Annotated in this window: 19 protein-coding genes and 2 tRNA genes; 13 read left to right on the forward strand and 8 right to left on the reverse strand. The window is 65.2% G+C overall.

Annotated features, from left to right (window positions below):
- Positions 1-29: 29 nt before the first annotated feature.
- From KF907_RS10915 to KF907_RS10935, 5 genes are read right to left on the reverse strand one after another with little or no spacing between them, the layout of a single operon-like run.
- The gene (locus KF907_RS10915) at positions 30-3,047 is read right to left on the reverse strand and encodes a type I restriction endonuclease subunit R (RefSeq protein WP_291220354.1); all 3,018 of its coding nucleotides are present in this window, start codon (positions 3,045-3,047) and stop codon (positions 30-32) included.
- Positions 3,044-3,622, reverse strand: a complete 579-nt coding sequence (locus KF907_RS10920; protein WP_291220355.1) for a restriction endonuclease subunit S — start codon at positions 3,620-3,622, stop codon at positions 3,044-3,046. Before KF907_RS10920 ends, KF907_RS10915 begins: the two co-directional genes overlap by 4 nt.
- Positions 3,623-3,633: 11 nt before the next feature.
- Positions 3,634-4,296 (reverse strand): restriction endonuclease subunit S, encoded by a 663-nt coding sequence (locus KF907_RS10925; RefSeq protein ID WP_291220356.1) that lies wholly within the window; start codon positions 4,294-4,296, stop codon positions 3,634-3,636.
- Positions 4,293-5,858, reverse strand: coding sequence for a type I restriction-modification system subunit M (locus KF907_RS10930; protein ID WP_291220357.1), 1,566 nt, complete (start codon positions 5,856-5,858; stop codon positions 4,293-4,295). The genes KF907_RS10925 and KF907_RS10930 overlap by 4 nt, the downstream gene beginning before the upstream one ends.
- A gap of 10 nt (positions 5,859-5,868) precedes the next feature.
- Positions 5,869-6,192, reverse strand: a complete 324-nt coding sequence (locus KF907_RS10935) for an HVO_A0114 family putative DNA-binding protein (protein WP_472843865.1) — start codon at positions 6,190-6,192, stop codon at positions 5,869-5,871.
- Between the two features lie 162 nt (positions 6,193-6,354).
- On the opposite strand from KF907_RS10935, the gene KF907_RS10940 reads away from it, so the two are divergent.
- The 10 genes from KF907_RS10940 to KF907_RS10985 all read left to right on the forward strand — a co-directional run bounded on the left by KF907_RS10940 (position 6,355) and on the right by KF907_RS10985 (position 14,445).
- Complete coding sequence (locus KF907_RS10940) at positions 6,355-6,918, forward strand: DUF3489 domain-containing protein (RefSeq protein ID WP_291220359.1); 564 nt, start codon at positions 6,355-6,357, stop codon at positions 6,916-6,918.
- Positions 6,919-7,007: 89 nt separating this feature from the next.
- Positions 7,008-7,373, forward strand: a complete 366-nt coding sequence (locus KF907_RS10945; RefSeq protein ID WP_291220360.1) for a hypothetical protein — start codon at positions 7,008-7,010, stop codon at positions 7,371-7,373.
- A 569-nt stretch (positions 7,374-7,942) separates the two neighbouring features.
- Positions 7,943-8,617, forward strand: a complete 675-nt coding sequence (locus tag KF907_RS10950; protein ID WP_291220362.1) for a hypothetical protein — start codon at positions 7,943-7,945, stop codon at positions 8,615-8,617.
- 101 nt (positions 8,618-8,718) lie between these two features.
- On the forward strand, positions 8,719-8,925 hold the full coding sequence (locus KF907_RS10955) for a helix-turn-helix transcriptional regulator (RefSeq protein WP_291220364.1): 207 nt from the start codon (positions 8,719-8,721) through the stop codon (positions 8,923-8,925).
- Between the two features lie 13 nt (positions 8,926-8,938).
- On the forward strand, positions 8,939-10,735 hold the full coding sequence (locus KF907_RS10960) for a hypothetical protein (RefSeq protein WP_291220366.1): 1,797 nt from the start codon (positions 8,939-8,941) through the stop codon (positions 10,733-10,735).
- Positions 10,736-10,806: 71 nt separating this feature from the next.
- The gene (locus tag KF907_RS10965) at positions 10,807-11,646 is read left to right on the forward strand and encodes a hypothetical protein (protein ID WP_291220368.1); all 840 of its coding nucleotides are present in this window, start codon (positions 10,807-10,809) and stop codon (positions 11,644-11,646) included.
- Positions 11,647-11,718: 72 nt separating this feature from the next.
- Positions 11,719-12,063 carry a hypothetical protein gene (locus tag KF907_RS10970; RefSeq protein ID WP_291220370.1) on the forward strand — a complete coding sequence of 115 codons (345 nt, stop codon included), beginning with the start codon at positions 11,719-11,721 and terminating at the stop codon, positions 12,061-12,063.
- 77 nt (positions 12,064-12,140) lie between these two features.
- Positions 12,141-12,617, forward strand: coding sequence for a DUF2924 domain-containing protein (locus KF907_RS10975; protein ID WP_291220372.1), 477 nt, complete (start codon positions 12,141-12,143; stop codon positions 12,615-12,617).
- Entirely contained in the window at positions 12,614-13,978 is a 1,365-nt protein-coding gene (locus KF907_RS10980) for a recombinase family protein (RefSeq protein WP_291220374.1), read from the forward strand. Before KF907_RS10975 ends, KF907_RS10980 begins: the two co-directional genes overlap by 4 nt.
- A complete protein-coding gene (locus KF907_RS10985) occupies positions 13,975-14,445 on the forward strand; it encodes a site-specific recombinase resolvase (RefSeq protein ID WP_291220375.1) in 471 nt (156 codons plus the stop codon). Before KF907_RS10980 ends, KF907_RS10985 begins: the two co-directional genes overlap by 4 nt.
- A gap of 173 nt (positions 14,446-14,618) precedes the next feature.
- Here the strand turns inward: KF907_RS10985 and KF907_RS10990 are convergent.
- Positions 14,619-14,694, reverse strand: a tRNA-Ala gene (locus KF907_RS10990).
- 217 nt (positions 14,695-14,911) lie between these two features.
- On the reverse strand, positions 14,912-16,000 hold the full coding sequence (locus KF907_RS10995; protein WP_291220376.1) for a ribonuclease D: 1,089 nt from the start codon (positions 15,998-16,000) through the stop codon (positions 14,912-14,914).
- Positions 16,001-16,108: 108 nt separating this feature from the next.
- On the opposite strand from KF907_RS10995, the gene KF907_RS11000 reads away from it, so the two are divergent.
- The 3 genes from KF907_RS11000 (at position 16,109) to KF907_RS11010 (ending at position 19,254) form a co-directional block, all read left to right on the forward strand.
- Positions 16,109-18,019 carry an SUMF1/EgtB/PvdO family nonheme iron enzyme gene (locus KF907_RS11000; protein WP_291220377.1) on the forward strand — a complete coding sequence of 637 codons (1,911 nt, stop codon included), beginning with the start codon at positions 16,109-16,111 and terminating at the stop codon, positions 18,017-18,019.
- Between the two features lie 179 nt (positions 18,020-18,198).
- Complete coding sequence (locus KF907_RS11005) at positions 18,199-19,104, forward strand: M48 family metallopeptidase (RefSeq protein ID WP_291220378.1); 906 nt, start codon at positions 18,199-18,201, stop codon at positions 19,102-19,104.
- Positions 19,105-19,164: 60 nt separating this feature from the next.
- A tRNA-Ser gene (locus tag KF907_RS11010) sits at positions 19,165-19,254 on the forward strand.
- An 81-nt stretch (positions 19,255-19,335) separates the two neighbouring features.
- Here the strand turns inward: KF907_RS11010 and KF907_RS11015 are convergent.
- Positions 19,336-20,067 carry a sulfite exporter TauE/SafE family protein gene (locus KF907_RS11015; RefSeq protein WP_291220379.1) on the reverse strand — a complete coding sequence of 244 codons (732 nt, stop codon included), beginning with the start codon at positions 20,065-20,067 and terminating at the stop codon, positions 19,336-19,338.
- Positions 20,068-20,137 lie beyond the last annotated feature (70 nt).

The following is a 20,137-nucleotide window of genomic DNA, read 5'->3' on the forward strand; positions in this document are numbered from 1 at the left end:
ATTGTGTAAGTGCGTCCTCGGCCATAACTTCACCCCAATCCGAAATACCGCTCGAAGAACGCCGCGAGCTTGTCCAGCACAGTCTGCTTCTTCGCCGAATGGTTGTTGTTCTTCGAGAACCGCGACACGGGCGGCAGAATCTTCGTGATGGCCGTGCCCGTGGTCGGGATTGCGCCGTCGCGGAAGGCGTTGTCCACGAACGCCTTCGCCTCGTCGGCCTTCAAGCCCTCGTCGGCGATGATCTGGTCAAGCTCTTCGGCCTTCTTCCTGGCAACGAACGCCTGCCATTCCGCATCCACCCGGGCTTTGGGCGAAACGGAATCCACGAACTGCTCGATGAGGTCTTTCTTGTTGCGCAGCGACGGGCTGGAATTGATCGCGCGCTCGATGGTCGCGAGGATTTCCTTGTCCTTGCCAGTGCCCTTGGCTTTGATGTACCGCTCGACCAGCATCAGGATGTAATCGACGTTGATCTCGACCTGCTTGATCAGCTCGATCTCGAACACCACGTCGTCGTTGATCGTTTCCTTCTCGGCCTCGGACGCGCTGCGGAACTCGGCGTACAGGTTCAGGTACAGGCTCTGGTAGTCCTGAAAATCGCGGTCGGAAAGGATTTCGTTACCCGCGAAATCGTCGAAAGCCGTGAGGATGTTCTTCAGCCGCAGGATCGAGCCGAACAGCTTGATGAACGCCTTCTGCGCCGCCTCGCCGGTGATGGCCTTGCCCAGCGGGAACAGCGCCACCAGTTCGGCGACTTTCTTCTGGTACTCGGCGTAGTAGTCCGCGTAGGGCTTGAGCAGCACGATGCCCTTGGCGTCCTTGTTGCCGAACAGGGCCAGCGCGTCGTTGGTCGCCTGCTCCAGATCGCGGAAGGAAACGATGTTGCCGTAGGTCTTGACCGAATTGAGGATGCGGTTGGTGCGCGAATACGCCTGGATCAATCCGTGCGCACGCAGGTTCTTGTCCACCCACAGCGTATTGAGCGTGGTGGCGTCGAAGCCGGTCAGGAACATGTTGACCACGATCACGAGGTCAAGCTCGCGGTTCTTCAGCCGCTGCGACAAATCCTTGTAGTAGTTCTGGAACTTGTCGGCGGAGGTGTCGAAGTTGGTGGCGAACAGGCCGTTGTAGTCCTTGATGGCCGCATCGAGGAAGTCGCGTGAGCCCTGATCCAGCCCTTCGGTCTCGAATTCCTCCTCTTCCAGCAGGCCATCGGCGTCCTCGTTGGCGGCGAAGCTGTAGATCAGGCCGATCTTCAGCCGCTGTGCGGGCGGGATGTCCTTTTGCTGGCTGGCAAACTCCGTGTAGTAGCGTTTGGCCGCATCGATGGAGGCCGTGGCGAACAGCGAGTTGAAGCCGTTGAGCCGCTTGCCGCCATGCCGATAGCTGGCGCTGCGCTTGGTCTTCTGGTCGAAGTGCTCGCGGATGTAGCCCGCGATCTGCGTGATGCGCTCCGGCGCGAGCAGTGCCCGCTCCGTGTCGATGGCTGACACCTGCTTGTCGCGCACGTTCGGCGCGGTCTTGATGGTGTTGATGTAGTCGATGCGGAACGGCAGCACGTTCTTGTCGTTGATCGCATCGACGATGGTGTAGGTGTGCAGCTTGTCGCCGAAGGCCTGCTCGGTGGTGCGCAGTCGAGGATTGCCGCCCGAGCCCGCGTTGTCGGCGAAGATCGGCGTGCCGGTGAAGCCGAACAGGTGGTAGCGATTGAAGACGCGGGTGATCTCCGCGTGCATGTCGCCGAACTGGCTGCGGTGGCATTCGTCGAAGATCACCACGACGTGCGCGTCGTACACCGGGTGCTTCTTGTTCTTGGCGACGAAGCGGCTGAGCTTCTGGATGGTGGTGATGATGATGCGCGCGTTCGGGTCTTCCAGCTGCTTTTGCAGCACCGCCGTCGAGGTGTTGGAGTTCGCCGCGCCTTTCTCGAAGCGTTCGTATTCGCGCATGGTCTGGTAGTCCAGATCCTTGCGATCCACCACGAACAGCACCTTGTCGATCTCCGGCAGGCCGCGCGCCAGTTGCGCGGCCTTGAAGCTCGTCAGCGTCTTGCCGCTGCCCGTGGTGTGCCAGATGTAGCCGCCCGCTGCCACCGTGCCCAGTTGCCGGTGATTGGTGGCGGTGGCGATGCGTTGCAGGATGCGTTCCGCCGCGACGATCTGGTAGGGGCGCATCACCAGCAGCTTGCGATCCACGTCGAACACACAATACTTGGTGAGGATGTTCAGCAGGGCGTGCTTGGCGAAGAAGGTCTTGGTGAAGTCGGCCAGTTCGGTGATCGGCTGGTTCTTCGCGTCGGCCCACCAACTGGTGAAGGAAAAGCTGTTCGAGGTCTTCTTGCGGTCGCGCTTGTTGCGCTGCTCGGCGAGGTGGCCGTCGCGCACGGTGTTGCTGTAGTACTTGGTCAGCGTGCCGTTGCTGATTACGAACAACTGCACGTACTCGAACAGGCCGGAACCGGCCCAGAAGCTGTCGCGCTGGTAGCGGTCGATCTGGTTGAACGCCTCGCGGATGTCCACGCCCCGCCGCTTCAGCTCGATGTGCACCATCGGCAGGCCGTTGACCAGCACCGTCACGTCGTAGCGGTTGGCGCGCTTGCCTTCGATCTCGTACTGGTTGATGACCTGCAGGCGGTTGTTGTGGATGCTCTGCTTGTCGATCAGGTAGATGTTCTTGGTGCTGCCGTCGTCGCGCTTCAAGACCTGAACGTGGTCTTCCTGGATGCGGGCGGTCTTCTCGACGATGCCGTCGTTGGCCCCGGCGATCTTCTCGCCGAAGAACTGCTGCCATTCCTTGTCGCTGAACGTGATCTTGTTCAGCGCCTCCAACTGGCGGCGGAGGTTGGCGATCAGGTCGGCTTCACTGGTGATGCGCAGATATTCGTAGGCCTGAACCTGCAAGCGCTCGATGAGGTCGCGCTCAAGCTCCGCCTCGGACTGGTAGCGTTCTTCGCGCACCTCGTTCGGGCGCACGAACTCCGCGACGACGGTGCTTTCGTTGGAAAGCGCAATCGCTTCGTAGCGGGAGGGCTTGAGGTCTTCGCTCACGCGGCCTCCCGGAAGGTGAGCAGGCGGTCGCGGTAGTGCTCGTACTGCTGGCGGCGGGCCTTGATCTCGGCGGGCAGGCCGGAGGAGAGGTCGTTCACCAGTGCGTCGAATTTGTCGAGGATGGCGGCGATACGTTCCTGATCATCAAGCGAAGGAACAGGAATCGGGTATGCCTTGATGATTCCGATGTTTAGATCGGAGCGATTCCCGTGGCCACGAGAACGCAGATCGTCGTACTGATTGACGAGCCAGTGATAGACGAACCTGTAATGCGCCTGTGCAGGATCGATCTCCATATTGCAGCAATGCTGGTTCGTGGTAAGCGGAATCTTGTTGACCGCGACACGACCTCGCGTGACACCGGCCCCGGAGATGGCAACGATGACGCTGTTCGCTGGGACCCACTTTGCTGCCGAGTTTTTCAGTCCTGCTTCGGTGATCGTTACGCTGGTCGAATGGATGTCCGAGTAGTCAACTTCCTGAGTGCGCAGCCACGGAATATCCCCGCCGTAGAAATCGGCGCGCCTCGACAAGGGCGTCCCGCCGGACGACACGCTTAGACAGATGTCACTCAAGGTCGTCCACCTTATACTTGCTTGCTTGCTTGCTTGCTTGCGCTATCCGTGCGCTCGCCGAACGTCAAAAGCGCGTCGCGGTAGTACTTGTACTGCCGCCGACGCGCCTCCAGCTCCGCCTCCAGCTCCGCCTCCAGCTGGGTGAATCCGTCAAGCACCTTCACTATTTCGCGCTGGATTTCGAGCGGCGGCACGGGCACGCGAATCTTCGCAAGACTCTTGGCCGATACGTCGATGACCTTCGTGCCTGTGGCCTGTTTCTTCTTCTGCGCGAGGAAGTCGGGCGTGCGGAAGTAGTACGACAGGTACTTCGGGTCTTGCCCGTGCTTGATCACTGTGGCGTGGCCGCCGGTGACGATTTGCGATTCACCGAGCCATGCGACCGCCTTGCACACGTCCTCGACGTTCTCGCTGGTGTTGGTGATGATCAGATCGCCGGCATCGACCTTGGCGAGCGGCGCAGCGGTGTCCGGCGCGACGAAGGAGATGGTTTCGGTCGCCCAGACCCCATAGTGGGTGTAAATCTGGCCGTAGTGGATGCAACCGACGCCGGATTCTGTGAAGTCGGATTTGGGCATTCCATTGCCGCGAACCAGTTCGGCGATGTCTCCCAATGCCATGAACTCGATACCGTCGGGGCAAAGCTCGGCGATGAGGCGATCAATGCGGCTCATGCCCGCTCCCCTTCCAGATCGGCGACGATGGCATCGATCTGCGCCCGCAGCTTCGCTTGCCGTGCCACGATGTGGGCTATCTGGGCGTTGAGCGCCTTGATGTCCACGGCTTCCGTGGTGTCCGGCTGTTCGACGTAGGACGAAATCGTGATCTTGTAGCTGTTTCCGGCGATGTCGCCGTTGTCCACCAGCTTGGCGAAGTGTTCGACATCCTTGCGATTGACGAAGGCGTCGAGAATCCTTTGCTGGTTCGCTTCCGTGAGCTTGTTCTTGTTGCCGTTACGCACGAACTCGGCAGAGGCGTCGATGAACAGCGTCTTGTTGTCGTGCTTGGATTTCTTCAGCACGATGATGCAGGTTTCGGTCGTTGTGCCGAAGAACAGATCGGGCGGCAACTGGATGACGGTATCGACGTAGTTGTTGTCGATCAGGTACTGGCGGATCTTCTGCTCCGCGCCGCCGCGATACAGCACTCCGGGATACTCGACGATGGCCGCCGTGCCGTTGACTGCAAGCCAACTGAGGATGTGCATCGTGAAGGCGAGGTCGGCGTAGCTTTTCGGCGCGAGCACGCCCGCAGGCGCGAAGCGCGGGTCGTTGATCAGCAGCGGATTGCTGTCGCCCGCCCACTTGATGGAATACGGCGGATTGGAAACGATGGCCTCGAACGGCTCGTCGTCCCAATGCGCCGGATCGGTGAGCGTGTCGCCGTGCGCGATGTCGAACTTCTCGTAGTTCACGTCGTGCAGGAACATGTTGATGCGGCACAGGTTGTAGGTGGTCAGGTTGATTTCCTGCCCGTAGAAGCCCTGTCGCACCTTGTCGTGGCCCAGCACCTTGGCGAACTTGAGCAGCAGCGAGCCGGAGCCGCAGGCTGGGTCGTACACCTTGTTGACCTCGGTCTTGCCGCTCACTGCGATGCGTGCCAGCAGTTCGGAGACTTCCTGCGGCGTGTAGAACTCGCCACCGGACTTGCCGGCGGTCGAGGCGTACATCTGCATCAGGTATTCGTAGGCGTCGCCGAACAGGTCGATGGTGTTGCCGTTGTGGCTCAGTGGAAGATCACCGATGGCGTCGAGCAGCTTGACCAGTTTTTCATTGCGCTTGGCGACGGTGGGACCGAGCTTGCCGCTGTTGACGTCGAGGTCGTCGAACAGGCCCTTGAAGTCGTCTTCGCTGTCCGCGCCGATGGCCGAGCCTTCGATATCCTTGAACACGCGGGACAGGGTCTCGTTGAGGTTGGCGTCGTGCCGCGCCCGCTCGCGCACGTTGACGAACAGGTGCGAGGGCAGGATGTAGAAGCCCTTTTCCTTGACCGTTTCGGCGCGGCCCTGTTCGGCATCGGCATCGGAAAGCGCGGCGTAGTCGAAAGCCTTTTCGCCGGCGCGATGGGCTTCGTCGTTCAGGTAGGCGGTGAGGTTCTCCGAGACGAAGCGGTAGAACAGCATGCCGAGCACGTAGCTCTTGAAGTCCCAGCCGTCCACGCTGCCGCGCAGGTCGTTGGCGATGCGCCAGATGGTTTTGTGCAGTTCCGCCCGTTCGGCTTCTTTGTTGTTGTTCACGTCCGAACCTTCAGTCGATCAAAATCTTGAAACTGGTCGCCAGCGCCACCGGCTCCACCCCATGCCCGTCGCGCTTGAGCCTGACCAGGCCGTAGCCTTCCATCATCCGCAGCGAACGCGACAGGTTGGGCACGCGCCGCCCTGAGAGCGCCGCCAGCGCCGTCAAAGACTTGGGCCGCTGGTCGCGAATCAGACGCAGCAGCGCCCGGTTGTCCTCGGACAGCACCGCCGCCATCGTTGACATCGACGGGAACCAGACCGAAGGCTGGCCCCGGCCAGTGGCCGGACGGCTCCGATCCTGGGGGTGGCGGATGCCAACGGTGCAGCGCTTCATCTCGGATGGTCGGGCGGATGGAAGATGACCAGCAGTTTATCAGGCTGGCATACAGGCATGGGAACTTTGATGGCGCTGGCTGGAGCATCGGAATCCGCTTGGCTTCCGCGCCGAACAGCGCGTTCATCGTGCTCCCAATCACAATCCTTGAAGGAGCATCCCATGACCGCAGTCCTGTTGACCCCGGCGCAACACGCCATCCTCGCCCACGCCCTCGATCACGCCGATGGCCGGATCGAATGGTTCCCCGACAACATCAAAGGCGGCGCGCGCCAGAAGGTGCTGGAAGGCCTCATCAAGCGCGATCTCATCCGGCAGGTGGGAAAGCGGTGGCTGGTCGCCGCTGGAGGCTACGACGCACTTGGCGTCCCGCGCCCCGGCGTCGGCAAGAAACGCATCGGCAAGTTCGAGGCCAAGCTCGACCAGATCATCGCCAATGCCGAAGGTGCACCGTCCGCGCCGAACGACGCGGAACTGGAGGCCGCCGTTGCCGCCGCCGAAGCAACGTGGGCCACGCCGCGCACGCGGGCGAACAGCAAGCAGGCCGAGGTCGTGCGGATGCTCCAGCGCCCCGAAGGCGCGACCGTGCGGCAGATTTGCGACGCCACCGGCTGGCAGGCGCACACCGTGCGCGGCGCGTTCGCTGGGGCGTTCAAGAGGAAGCTGGGCCTGACGTTGGTATCCGACAAGCAGCCCGCCGGCGAGCGCATCTACCGCGTGGCCTGAGGAGGATGGAGCCGGAGGCCAGAAAGAGCTTGGCTTCCGGCTCCGTCAGCGCGTTACTTCCATCATCGCCACCCACCACGGAGAACGCCATGAGCAACGCCAACATCCCCGCCACCCGCAACGAAGCATGGGGCTTCTGGGGCACGATGAACGAGCACGCCGCAACCGCGTGGCCGATGGCGATTGCCACCGTCGCCGACGCCACGGGCGAGGATTTCGAAAACGTCCGCGCCTTCCTCGACAGCCGCTACGGACGCCACTACGCGGACGAAGTCCAAAACGGCCTCTACGTCGGCAAGACCCTCAAGGACGCCATCGACGCCGCCACGCAGACGTGGATGGGCTGGACGATTGGACGCCAGACCAGCAAGGACTACGGCATCCCGCGCGGGCTGCCTTACCTCACGGGCTTTGTGATCCACTGCGGGATCGTCGAAGAGCAGGAAGCGGCCTGACCATCTTCTGATTGCGCTGCCGGGGTGTCCAGTTTCTGGATACCCTTTCGGCGCTGGCGGCGGTACATTCACTGATCCCAGGTAATCGGGCGTCGAAATGGCACGAACCCCGCGCCGTTGCTGGGTTTCCGGCCGTCACCGTTTTTCGGCCCCCCGTTCCGCAAACCCCGCTGGGGGTGCGAACCTGCGAACCGTGCGAACCTCGGTTCGCACCCTGACAGTAGCGAAGCCCTGCGCTCGCGCCCCCCGTATTACGTCTTCCACAGGAAGGACCCGTTTTGCCTCGGGCGACCTTCGTTCTGCCCGACCACAACAATAAGGAGTGACCGTCACAACCATCACCATCGTCACGCCGGCCGCCATTCGGTGATGGTCGTGACGGTGGTGATGGTCACCGCCCTTTGTTGCGGCTCGCCGAAAACGGACTGCGCGCGGTCGCCAAGCCCGCATCGCACCGCAGCCAACGACCGCGCCCGTTCTCGGACAGCGTTGGACGACGTTGGCCGGTAGACTGATCGGCGATGAATCCCGAACTCCTCGCCCTGGCTCTGCGCACGCCGCTGGAACAATTGCTGGCGCTGCCGAATGCCATCCGCATCGTCGTGCTGGCGAAGGAGGAATTGGTTCGTTTCGACGACGACCAGTTGCAGGAATTGCTGGCGTGGATCGACGCGACGATCCTGCAGGCTGCGGCATTGGACGAGGACGCGGCGCGCGACGACGAACGCGATCTGGATTGGCTGATGCGGGCCATCGAACACCACGAGGTGGTCGCGCTGGAGGACGGCACGTCGTTCGGCTTCCGTGACTGCTACCGCGTGCTGGCGCTCTACAAGCTCGGTGTGGTCATCGATGCCGTGGGCGATCCATCGGCGGGTGTCCTCGGTGTGTCCGTGACGGCCGTGTTGATGGAGGCGTTGGAGGCCGTGTTGCTGTCGGATTTGCTGCCGGACGTAGAGTCGGTGGAGGCGGTCGTCGAGCGTGCGTGGCGCGAGGGATTGACGCCGCCCGTCGATGTGGCGCACGAGGTCAAGCGCGCCAAATCCCAAGGCGGGCGCAAGGCCGCCGACATTCGGCACGCCACGAATCGCGAAGCCAAGACCCGCGCGCTGGAACTGTATTGGAACGGGAAATACAGCAGCATCGATGCAGCGACCAAGATCATCGGCGCGCAGGTATTCCGATCTCCGGCCACGGTGAGGAACTGGATATTCGAGGATCGCAGGCAGCGCGGCACCAGATAGAAGCCGTCACGCTGCGCGCAGCGTGATTCCTGTGCGCGCAGCGGTTCTACCGCCACGACGAATCGTGGCATTGAATAGCGAGCATCCCGAAACGACCACGGATGCTCGCGATGAAACTCTCCCGACCGCTTCTGCCCGATACCGGCTTTCTCCGGTTGCCGCAGATTCTTTCCCTGATCCCGATCAGCCGCTCCGCGTGGTGGGCGGGCATCCGCGAAGGCAAATTCCCCAAGGGCGTCAAGCTCGGTAGCAAGACCACGGTCTGGCGCGCCGAGGACATCCGCGCGCTCATCGACCAGTCGCGCTGACGGGGTGCTGGTCATGGCACCTTCGTTTCCGGCGACCTCAGCAATAGGGGGCGACCATCACCACCATCACGACCGTCACATCGGTGAGGGTGGTGATGGTCGTGACGGTCAAAGCGCACCTGACGCACTGGCCGTCATCGAGGGTGCGCTCGCCCGCCTGCCCGCAGATGTCGGAGCCATCTTCGAGCCGGGGGTGATCTCCGCGCTGTCTGGCCTGCGCTCCCATGACATCGCCAGCTACCAGCGCCTTCGTCAGCAGGCCAAGAAACTCAACCCCGCCTGTTCCATCACGGCACTGGACGCCGCCTTGCGCGGGGAATCGGACGGTGCCGAAGAATCCTCGGCGCTGGACGAACTGGTGTCACTGGCGCGCGAGCAATGCCAGTTGCACCACGACGCCGACCGGCAGGCTGTGGCCGTCGTCCCGATGCCCAACCGTCGGGAGGTCTGGCGCGTGCAGTCTTCCGGTTTCGCGGACTGGTTGCGCGCCGCCTACTGGCGCGCCCGGCAGGCTGGTGTCACCGACACCACGATGAAGGCGGCGCTCGCCACCCTGTCGGCGGCGGGCATCAACGACGGCGAGCCGGTCGAAGTCCACGTCCGCGCCGCCCGCTGGCAGGACGGCTACGTCATCGACCTGTGCGACGAGTGTTGGCGGGCGGTCGAAGTGAATCCACGCGGCTGGCGCGTGGTTGCCGAATCCCCGGTGCTGTTCACCCGCACGCCCTCGATGCGGCCGTTGCCGATGCCTGTTGCTGGCGGCGACATTGGCCTGCTCTGGCACCACACCAATATCCCGCCGAACCGCCGCGTGCTGGTCTTGGCGTGGCTGCTGGACTGCTGGCGTCCCGACACCCCGTTCCCGGTGTTGGAACTGGTCGGCGAACAGGGTTCGGCGAAGTCCACCACGCAATCCGTGCTGCGCAGTCTGGTCGATCCGAACAAGGTGATGTTGCGCGGGCGGCCCAAGACGGTGGAGGACGTATTCGTCGCCGCCGCGAACAACTGGCTCGTCTCCTACGAAAACCTCTCTGGCCTGACGCCGGAACAGCAAGACGCGCTCTGCACGCTCTCGACCGGCGGCGGCTTCGCGGCGCGGCAGCTTTACACCAATGGCGAGGAACACGTCCTCGAATGCAAGCGCCCGGTGGCCTTGAACGGCATCGCCGTCGTCGCCACGCGCCCAGACCTGATCGACCGCGTGATCCACGTCGATCTGCCGACCATTCCGGCCGAGGCCCGGCGTGACGACGCCGACACGCACGCGGGCTGGGAACGCGACCTGCCGCGCGTGTTTGCTGGTCTGCTCGACCTGTTCGCTGCGGCGCTGGCGATCCTGCCCACGGTCACGCTGGCGCGCAAGCAGCGCATGGCGGACTTCGAACGGCTGGGCGAAGCGGTGGCGCAGGCCTTGGGATTCGACGCGGGCGAGTTCCAGCGCCAATACGCCGAACTGGTGCGCGCGGGCATCGACCGGGCTCTGGAGAGCAATGCCGTCGCACAGGCCCTCGACAAATACATCGCCGAGCGCCTGACGCCGCTGAACTGGCAGGGCACGGCTGGGCAACTCTACGACCTGCTCGGCAACTTCGGCATCCCCGACCGCAGCACCTGGCCGCGCTCGCCGAAAGGCTTGGCCGACCAGCTTCGGCGCATTGCTCCGGCTTACCGCGCCAAGGGCATCGACATCAGTCATCTGGGCCACGGGCGCGACGGCGCGCTGTGGCGTATCGCGCAGATGCGCTCCATCAACCCTGCCACGCCGCCCGGCATCGAGAGCGGCATTCGCTACGGAGAACACCGTGGGTAGCTCCGGCCTGCATCCCGTCCAGTGTCTGGACGCCATCCATTTCCCGCAACCCTGATCAGGAGATCACGACCATGAAACTCAACCCCTTCAGCAAGAAGTCCGGCTACCTCGCGCGCATCAAGGCCGAGTACGCCGAAGCACAGCACAAGCTCGACGCCCTGAAAGCACAAGCCACCGAGGCGCAGGCCGAGTACGAAGCCAAGCGCAAGGCCAGCCGCGAGATGGAGGCGCGCGGCAATCACCACCTGTGGACCGACGGCGAAGTCCGCCTGAGCCGCCAAGCCGATGCTGCTTGGCAGCGCGTCAACGAGCTGCAACGCGAAGCCACCGAACTGGAGCGCGAATGCAATCGCCTGCACGCCATCGTCGCGGCGCCGGGCAAGCTGGAGCAAGCGCGTGCCGCGATCATCGATCTGCGTCACCGTCGCGGCGTGCTTCAGTCCGAACGCGCGCAGTCGGTGAAGGCCGTCGCCAAGCTCGAAAGGCGCATCGGCGAACTGGAACAACGCATCGCCGCCGAAACGCAGGCCGCAGGCGAAGCGATGGCTGCGGACGACGGCGACTTCACGATGTCCGAGACCCTGGCAAAGGTCGACACCGAACTGCGCATCGCCCGCACCACGCTGAAGAACGTCACCGGCAAGGTGCAAGCGCTCGATGCCGACATTGCCGCGATCCCGAATCAACTGTGGGAAGCGGAGCGGGCATTCAAGTTTCACCAATCCGAGGTCGCCGAGATCGAACTCAACGAGCAGTTGCCGAATGTGCTCGACACCTTCGCCCGCGCCGCCGTTTCGATCTGCACCGTCAACGGCTACGGCCGGCGCGAGGACGAATACACCATCAGCATTCCGCTGGACTACGTCGAGGCCGCCCGCGCCAAGCTGGCCGCTGAGATGCCGGGCGCGTGATGCCCTCAAGAAACTGGAGGTCATCCCATGAATGATTGTTCGCTACTGCCCATCGGCGCTGACAGCTTGCCGATGGAAGTCGAAGTCCTCGGCTGGTTCGCTGCCGGTCACGACGTGCTGTGGATTCCCATCGTCGAGGTGGGCGACGGGCCGGACGCCATCGCGCGGGCACAGGCGCAAGCCGATGCGCTCGGCAAGCCCTACCTGCTGGAGAGCGTCGAGGAATTCGCCCGGCTGCCCGATGGTGTCCGGGGCTGGGTGTTTCCGGCGCATCAGGACGACACCTGCATCGTGGCCACGCGCAACGGCGGCGAGGTGACGTTCGGCGTACTGCGCCATCCGGTCACGGGCGAAGCCATCCGCTACCGCACCGACACGGAAACCGCCGTGGGCCTGACCCCACCATTGGCGGCCTAGCCACAGAGCGCGGTTTGACCTTGGCTTCTGCCCGCCACAGCGCCTTCATGCGCATCCCTCAACAACGGAAGTTCACGATGTCGAATCCAACGATCACCGCACCGACATTGGCGGCACGTCTGGCGGCGCTGCCGACGATGCCGATGGAACGCCTGTGGCAACTGTGGGACGAGCATTTCCCGCGCCGCCCGCAGAAGGTTACGCGCCGCACCCTCGAAGCACGCCTCGCCCACCGCTTGCAGGAAGTGGAACTGGGCGGCCTGCCGCAGAAGATCAAGGATCACCTTGCCGATGTCGGCGAGCGGCATTCCAAGATCAAGGTCGGACGCGTGCCTGACCGCAACGTCAAGCGCAGTCTCGGCAAACGGTTGATGCCCGGCACGACGCTGATCCGCGAATGGGAGGGACAGGAATTCCGCGTCACGGTCGCGTCCGATGGCTTCTACCTATTCAACGGCCAGCGGTTCAAGAGCCTGTCCGGCGTCGCGCGCAGCATCACCGGCACCAACTGGTCGGGGCCGCGATTCTTCGGCGTGGAGGATGGTGGCCGATGAAGAAGTACCCCGCACCCACCACGCCACTGGTTTCGCCGAAACGATGCGCCGTCTACTGCCGCGTGTCCAGTGACGAACGGCTCGATCAGGAATTCAATTCCATCGACGCGCAGCGCGATGCAGGTCACGCCTTCATCGTCAGCCAGCGCGCCGAAGGCTGGATCGCGGTCGGCGACGGTTACGAAGACCCCGGCTACTCCGGCGGCAACATGGATCGTCCGGCGCTGCGCCGATTGCTGGCCGACATCGAGGCCCGTCGCATCGATGTGGTCGTGGTCTACAAGATCGACCGTCTCTCGCGCAGTCTCGCCGACTTCGCCCGGATGGTGGACGTGTTCGACCGCCACGGCGTGTCCTTCGTGTCCGTCACGCAGCAGTTCAACACCACGACCTCGATGGGCAGGCTCACGCTCAACATCCTGCTGTCCTTTGCGCAGTTCGAACGCGAGGTCACCGGCGAGCGCATCCGCGACAAGTTCGCGGCGTCGAAAGCCAAGGGAATGTGGATGGGCGGCGTCGTGCCCTTGGGCTACCGTGTGGAGAACCGGCAACTGCTGATTGAGCCTGTCGAAGCCGCCACCGTCCGCCGCATCTTCGAGAAGTTCGTCGAGACGCGCTCCACTACGGAGGTCGTGCGCTGGCTGCGGCGCGAGGGCATCACCAGCCGCAAGGGGTGCGCCTTCACGCGCAACGCACTGGTCAAGCTGCTCAACAACCCGATGTATCGGGGCGAGATCGCGCACAAGAACAAGGGCAAGGTGTATCCGGGACAGCACGAGGCCTTGATCGCACCGGAGCTGTGGAACGCGGTGCAGGCCGTCTTCGCCGAGAACCAGCGCGCCTACGGGACGGCCACGCGGCCACGGCGCGGGCCGGAGTTCCTGTTGGCTGGCTTGGTGGAAACCGACGCGGGCGAACCGCTGCACACCACGTTCACCACGAATTCCGCCGGCAGGTGCTACGCCTACTACGTGCCACGGCGCGTGCGAGCCCTGGGCGAACACCACGCTCTTGGGAGCATTCCCGCCGGGCAACTGGACGAGGTGGTGCTGGCGCAAATCCACGCCGCGCTTCGCACGCCGGAGATGGTGCAGTCCGTGTGGGACGCGACGCAGGCCTGCGGCGCGAAGCTCGACGAACCGGAGGTGGTGCTGGCCTTGCTGCGTAACCTCGGCGCGGTGTGGCAGGCGCTGTATCCGGCGGAGCAGCAGCGCATCGCGCAGTTGCTGATCAAGAAGGTGGTGGTCAGCGCGGAAGCCGTGTCCATCGTCTGGCACGACGCGGGCTGGGCGGAACTGGCGACGGAGCTTCGGCCTGGCAGCATCGGCGCGGAACTGCGGGAACTGGAGGAAGCGGCATGAACTTCAAGCAGACGGGCGACGCCATCCGTGGGTCGAACCTGACGACGGTCATTCCGATCAAGTTCCTGCGGCGTGGTGCGCGCAGGCTGGTGGTGCCGATGAACAGCACCGAGCAGGCTCCGAATTGCGATTCACCGATGCTGGTGGCGCTGTGCCGAGCCTGTCACTGGCAGCGGCTGATGGATGAATGCGTGGTCGAAAGCGGCGCCGACATTGCCCGGCGCGAAGGCCTGCACCCGACCACGGTCAACGAACTGCTGCGCTTGACGCGCCTCGCGCCCACCGTGGTGCAGGCCATCCTCGCGGGGCGGCAGCCGCGCACGCCGAGCCTGCTGTGGGTGAAGAACCACGAACTGCCGTGGTCGTGGGAGGAGCAGGAGGCGTTGTTCGGCGGGTTCGATGCCGCATCGGTCGGCACGGTGCCGAACGAACTACCGCGCGCAAGTGCTTGTCCTGCATCGCAGTGACGGCGAGCGTAGCCACCGCATTTTTGAGCATGTGAGACGGGGCTGGCGCGGGAATGCCGAAAAACAGGGTGGTTCTGGACGCCCTTACCCGCCGCATCCCGGCCCGGAACCCCGCGAATACTGGCGATTCCGCAAAGAAAAAGGCCAACTCAGCAGAGTTGGCCTTGGAACGGTGGTGGAGCGGATGGGGATCGAACCCACGACCTTCGCATTGCGAACGCGACGCTCTCCCAGCTGAGCTACCGCCCCGTGATCTGCCAGCGCGGGTCTGGTTGGCCTGGGGGCCGGCCCGTGCGGGGCGCGCATGATAGCCGAGCGCGGCGTGGTGCGCCAAGCCGCGCAGGTCGAACACGGCCCGCTTCGGTGCGCAGCGTCCCGAAGCCTTGCCGCTGGCGGACGTGCGTCCGCTGTGACGGCGCGGTTTCGGGCTTGCGCAGCCGAGGCGCATTGCTGCCGGGGTGGGGGCTCAAACGTCGGCCAGGCGTGCCATCAGCGCATCGTGCAGGATTTCGCGGCGCCAGCCATCGAGCGCAGCAGGCCACTGGCGCGTCAGCCACAGGGCTTCGAGGTGGCGGCGGGCGCAGAGCAGGCCGTCGGGCAGGTCAAGTTCGGCAGCGCGTGCGATGACGATGTCCTTGAGTGCGCTGATTGCCTTGCGCTCACGCGGGCTCGCGGCGGGCGGGATCGTGGCGAACTCGAGGTCGGCGTCTTCGATCGGTGCGGCCAGTGCATCGAACAGGCCGGCGCGTTCGGCCTTGCGCAGCGCGCGCAGGCCGCGGCCACGTTCGTACAGGTCGCCGGGGTCGAGTGGCGGGCGCTGGGCGAAATCGATCAGGCGCTGCTCGTCGAGGAGCCATGGGCGCGGCGTGTCGAGTGCGCGTGCGGTGTGTTCGCGCCAGAGCAGGGTGCGGCGCAGGCGGGCCTGCTGTTCGCGCGGCCAGTCGGCGGCCATGCGGTACGCGAGTTGTGGCTCGGGGTCGATTTCGCGGCGGCGCGCCCGGTCGAGCAGGCGTTGGCAGTCTTCGGCGTGCCAGGCCGCGTAGCCGCGTTCGGCGAGGCGTTCTGCGAGCCGCGCGTGCAGGAACGGCAGGTGCGCGACGTCTTGTGCGGCGTATTCGAGCTGGGTGGGCGACAACGGCCGGCGCAGCCAGTCCGATCGGGTTTCGCCCTTGTCGACTTCGATGCCGGTCAGGCTGAATACCAGCTTCTGATAGCCGAGGCCGGCGCCGAGCCCACAGAACGCGGCGGCGATCTGGGTGTCGAACAGGCGGCCGAGCCCGGCTGGCACGATCGGCGCGAGTGCGTCGAGGTCTTCGCCGGCGCTGTGCATGATCGACGTCGTGCCCGGATCGGACAGTCGCGCGGCGAGCGGTGTCAGGTCCAGGTCGGCGAGCGGGTCGATCAGGGCGATGGTGGTGCCGATCCCGAGTTGGACGAGGGCGAGCTTCGGCGCGAAGGTGTCGACGCGCATGAACTCGGTATCGAGCCCGACGGTGTCGCCGTCGCTGGCGAGGACGTTGCGCAGGGAGTCGGTACGGTCTATCCAGTCCGCCAAGGGCAGGTTCCTTTGTCGATGTGTCATCCGCGCGGTTGCGGATGCCGAGCCGGCTAGCCTAAGGTGCCGGCTCTCGGCTGTCAGTAATTTCCGCTCCAGGCGCCCTGCATGCCCGGTACCGATCCAGTCAGCAAGCAACGCAATCTCGGCGGCGCGCTCGGGATCGCGGTGCTGCTGTTCGCGCTGGTGTACCGCTTCTTTCCGGATGTCCTGCAGGGCGGGCCGAAGGATGAGGTCGCCGGTGATGTCCCTCAGACAACGACGATGTCGCCGCCGTGGCTGGTCGAGCATGCCGCGGCGGAGACCAAGCCTGACGAGGTGCCGGTGGTCGGCACGACCTTGGCCGAGGCGATCACCATGGGTCCGCCCGCGCCGGTGACCAAGGAGGTCGCGGCCCTGCTCGCGCGCGCGCGCGCGGCCGAGGAACAGGGCAAGCTGATCGATCCACCCGAGGCCAGCGCGATCGTGTTGTATCGCGAGGTGCTCACCAAGGACCCCAACAACACGCAGGCGTTGGGCGGCTTGCAGCGCATGGGGGGGGCGATGCGCGACTGGGCCATCGCCGCGCTCGAACGCGGCGACGAGGCGGCGGCACAGCGCTTCGCGGCCGCGTTCGCCGAACTGCCGCATTCGGATCGCGAGCTCGAACAGCTGCGTGCGCGCCTGAAGACGCTGCGCGAGGTCATGCCGCTGCTGACCACGGCCGCCGAGCTGCTCAAGCAGGGACGGCTCATCGGCGATGGCATGGGCAGTGCGCTCGGCGTCTATCGCAAGGTGCTGGCGATCGATCCCGGCAACCGCATCGCCGACAACGGGCTCGCCCAGATCGAGCGCGGTTTCCTCGACCGTGCCTTGAATGCCGCAGCCCAGGACGATTTCACCGCAGCCGATTCGATCCTGGCCGAGGCGGCGGCCATCCGCCCCGGTTCGCAGGCGCAGCAGGACGCACGCTCGCGGATCGAGGGCATCCGCCGCCAGCGCGCCGAAGGCGTGCTCGCGCAGGCGCGTTCGGCACTCGATTCGGGCAATGCCGATCTCGCCGAGCAGTTGCTCGGCACTGCGCAGAAGATCAGTCCCGATCTCGCCGGGCTCGACGAGTTCAACCAGCGCCTGCGCAACGCGCGCCTGTACGCGAACTTCGCGCCAGGCCAGGTCATCGTCGATCGCTTCCTCGACATCTCGGGTTCGGCGCCGGCGGTCGTGGTCATCCCGACCGGGCGTTTCGTCATGGGGTCGCCGGCCGACGAGGAGGGGCATCGCGACAACGAGGAGCCGCAGCGCCAGGTCGCGATCTCGCGTGGCTTCGCACTGGGCCAGAGCGAGGTCACGGTCGCGCAGTTCCGCGAGTTCGCGCGCGCGGTGCGCTATCGCAGCGAGGCCGAGCGCGAAGGCCGCGGCAGCATGTACGAGGAAAGCACGGGCCGCATGATCGAACGCCGCGGCATGGACTGGGAGCGCGACTACAAGGGCACTCGCGCTGGTGAGCGCCTGCCGGTGCTCAACGTGTCGTGGAACGACGCGCGCGTCTATGTCGACTGGCTCACCGAGCGCACCGGCAAGCGCTATCGCCTGCCGACCGAGGCCGAGTACGAGTACGCGCTGCGGGCGGGGACGCAGACCGCGTACTGGTGGGGCGACGGCGAACCGGCGAGCGTGCTCGCCAATCTCACCGGCGATCGCGACCGTTCGCCGGGCAAGCGCAGTTGGGGACGTGCTTTCAAGGACTACGACGACGGTTACTGGGGGCCGGCGCCGGTCAAGTCGTTCCCGGCCAATCCCTTTGGTCTGCACGACATCGACGGCAATGTCTCGGAATGGGTCGAGGACTGCTGGCACGACAACTACATGCGTGCGCCGCGCGACAGCACCGCTTGGGTCAACCCCGGCTGCGCGCGTCGTGTGATCCGCGGGGGTTCCTGGGGCAGTGCGCCGGAGCAGGTGCGTTCGGCCTGGCGACTTGGCGTGCCGGCCAGCGAACGCAGCGCGCGGGTCGGCTTCCGCGTCGCGCGCGATCTTTGACGCCAGCCAGCGCGGTCACCGCCCGCGCCACGCTCGCCCGGCGCAGGGTGGTGCGCGGTTTCGGCGGCGATCAGCGGAGTCGGGGCGCATGTTCGAGCCTGGGGTAAAAATGCGTGGCAACGCGTGCACGCGCCACGCATCACGCTAAAGTGCGCGTGGTAAATCGGAGGGAATGAAACATGGGTCCGTTCGGCAACCGTCCTTCCAGCATGGGCCAGAACCCGGGCCGGCGTCGCGGCATCAAGCTGTGGCCGCTCCTGTTGTTCGGCGCCTATTTCGCCTACTACTACTTCTCCCACAGCAACGAAGCGTCGTTCACCGGGCGCAATCAGTTGCTCGATACCACCGCCCGGCAGGAGGCGGCGCTCGGCTTCCAGTCGTATCGGGAGATTCTCAGCCAGTCGCGCGTCGTGCGCGACGGGCCGAACGCGCAACTGGTCGTCGACATCGCCGGGCGCCTGGTGGCCGTCGCGCCGAAGGTCGAGCAGTACCTCGCCGAATCGGCCCGCGTGCCGGCCACCACCGACTGGAGCGCATTCCAGTGGGAGGCCGCACTGATCCAGTCCGACCAGGTCAATGCCTTCTGCCTGCCGGGCGGCAAGATCGCCGTCTATACCGGCATCCTTCCGGTTGCGCAGAACTCCGATGGCCTGGCCGCGATCATGGGCCACGAGATCGCCCACGCGCTGCTGCGCCATGGCGGCGAGCGCATGGCGCAGCAGAAGCTCGTGCAGATCGGTTCGATCGCAGCGAGCATGTCGACCGGCGAGATGGACCCGCAGCAGCGGCAGATGGTCATGGCGGCGATCGGCGCCGGGGCACAGTACGGCTTGCTGCTGCCGTTCTCGCGCAGCCATGAATCCGAAGCCGACCGGGTCGGCCTGCTGCTCTCGGCTGCGGCCTGTTACGACCCGCGCGAAGCGCCCAAGCTGTGGGAGCGCATGGCCGCCCTCGGCCGCCAGAAGCCGCCCGAGTTCATGTCCACCCACCCCGCCGAAGGCACGCGCATTGCCCAGCTTCAGCAATGGATGCCCGAAGCGTTGCAGGTCCACCAGCAGTTCTGCGGGGCTGCGGCTGCCCGCTGAGCCTTCGGCGGGTTGTCAGTCCGTACGCCGATCCGTATGATGCGCGGCCCACCGCTTCATGGAGAGGTGGCAGAGTGGTCGAATGTACCTGACTCGAAATCAGGCGTGCGTGCAAGCGCACCGTGGGTTCGAATCCCACCCTCTCCGCCAGACACGAAAACGGCCCCGCGAAGGGGCCGTTTTCGTGTCTGGCGGTAGCGTGAATCGTGCCGGGGTTCGCCGGCACCCATTTCAGCCATGCCGTGCGTGCTCGGCCGGTGCGCAATCGAACGGCAGCCAGCCGTGCAGCCACGGTGCATGACCGAGCAGCCACGGCGCGATGGCGGTGATGAGCGCGCTGGCGAGCAGCAGTGCGCCGGCCGAACGACGCAGGCCCTCACGGTTGGCCAGCGCTGCGAAGCGCGGTGCCGCCCACGAGGCGGCGAACAGCGCGGGCAGCGTACCGAGGCCGAACGCGGCCATCGTCGCCGCGGCCTGCAGCGGCTGCGCGGTCAGCGCGGCGACGAGCAGGATCGTGTAGACGAAGCCGCACGGCATCCAGCCCCAGATCGCACCGAAGGCGAGTGCGCGCGGCAGGCTGGCGACCGGCAGCAGGCGCCGCCCGAGCGGTGCGAGTTTCGGCCACAGGTGGCGGCCGAGACCGGCACCCGGATCGCGGATCACGCCGAGCATGACCAGGGCGGCCAGTGCGAGTGCCGCGGCGGTGGCGATGCGCAGCGTCAGGCGCGTCGCCTCGCCATCGAGCAAGGCGATGAAGGCGCCGCCGACCGAGCCGATCAACAAGCCGGCGAGGGTGTATGAGGAGATGCGCCCGAACTGGTAGCCAAGCAGCAACAGGCGTCGCGGCCGCCCGTCGGCCCGCTTGGCCGTGGCCAGGCCGAGCGCACTGGTGATGCCGCCGCACATCAGCACGCAATGGCCGCTGGCCAGCAGACCGAGCAGGAAGGCGGCGAAGGGAGTCATCGCGTTGCTCATGCGGACTTCAAGAAGCTTTCGGTTTCCTCGTCATCCAGGCGAAAGCCGGGATGACGAG

It is taken from the genome of Dokdonella sp. (assembly GCF_019634775.1).
In the GTDB taxonomy this organism is placed as follows: Bacteria; Pseudomonadota; Gammaproteobacteria; order Xanthomonadales; family Rhodanobacteraceae; genus Dokdonella.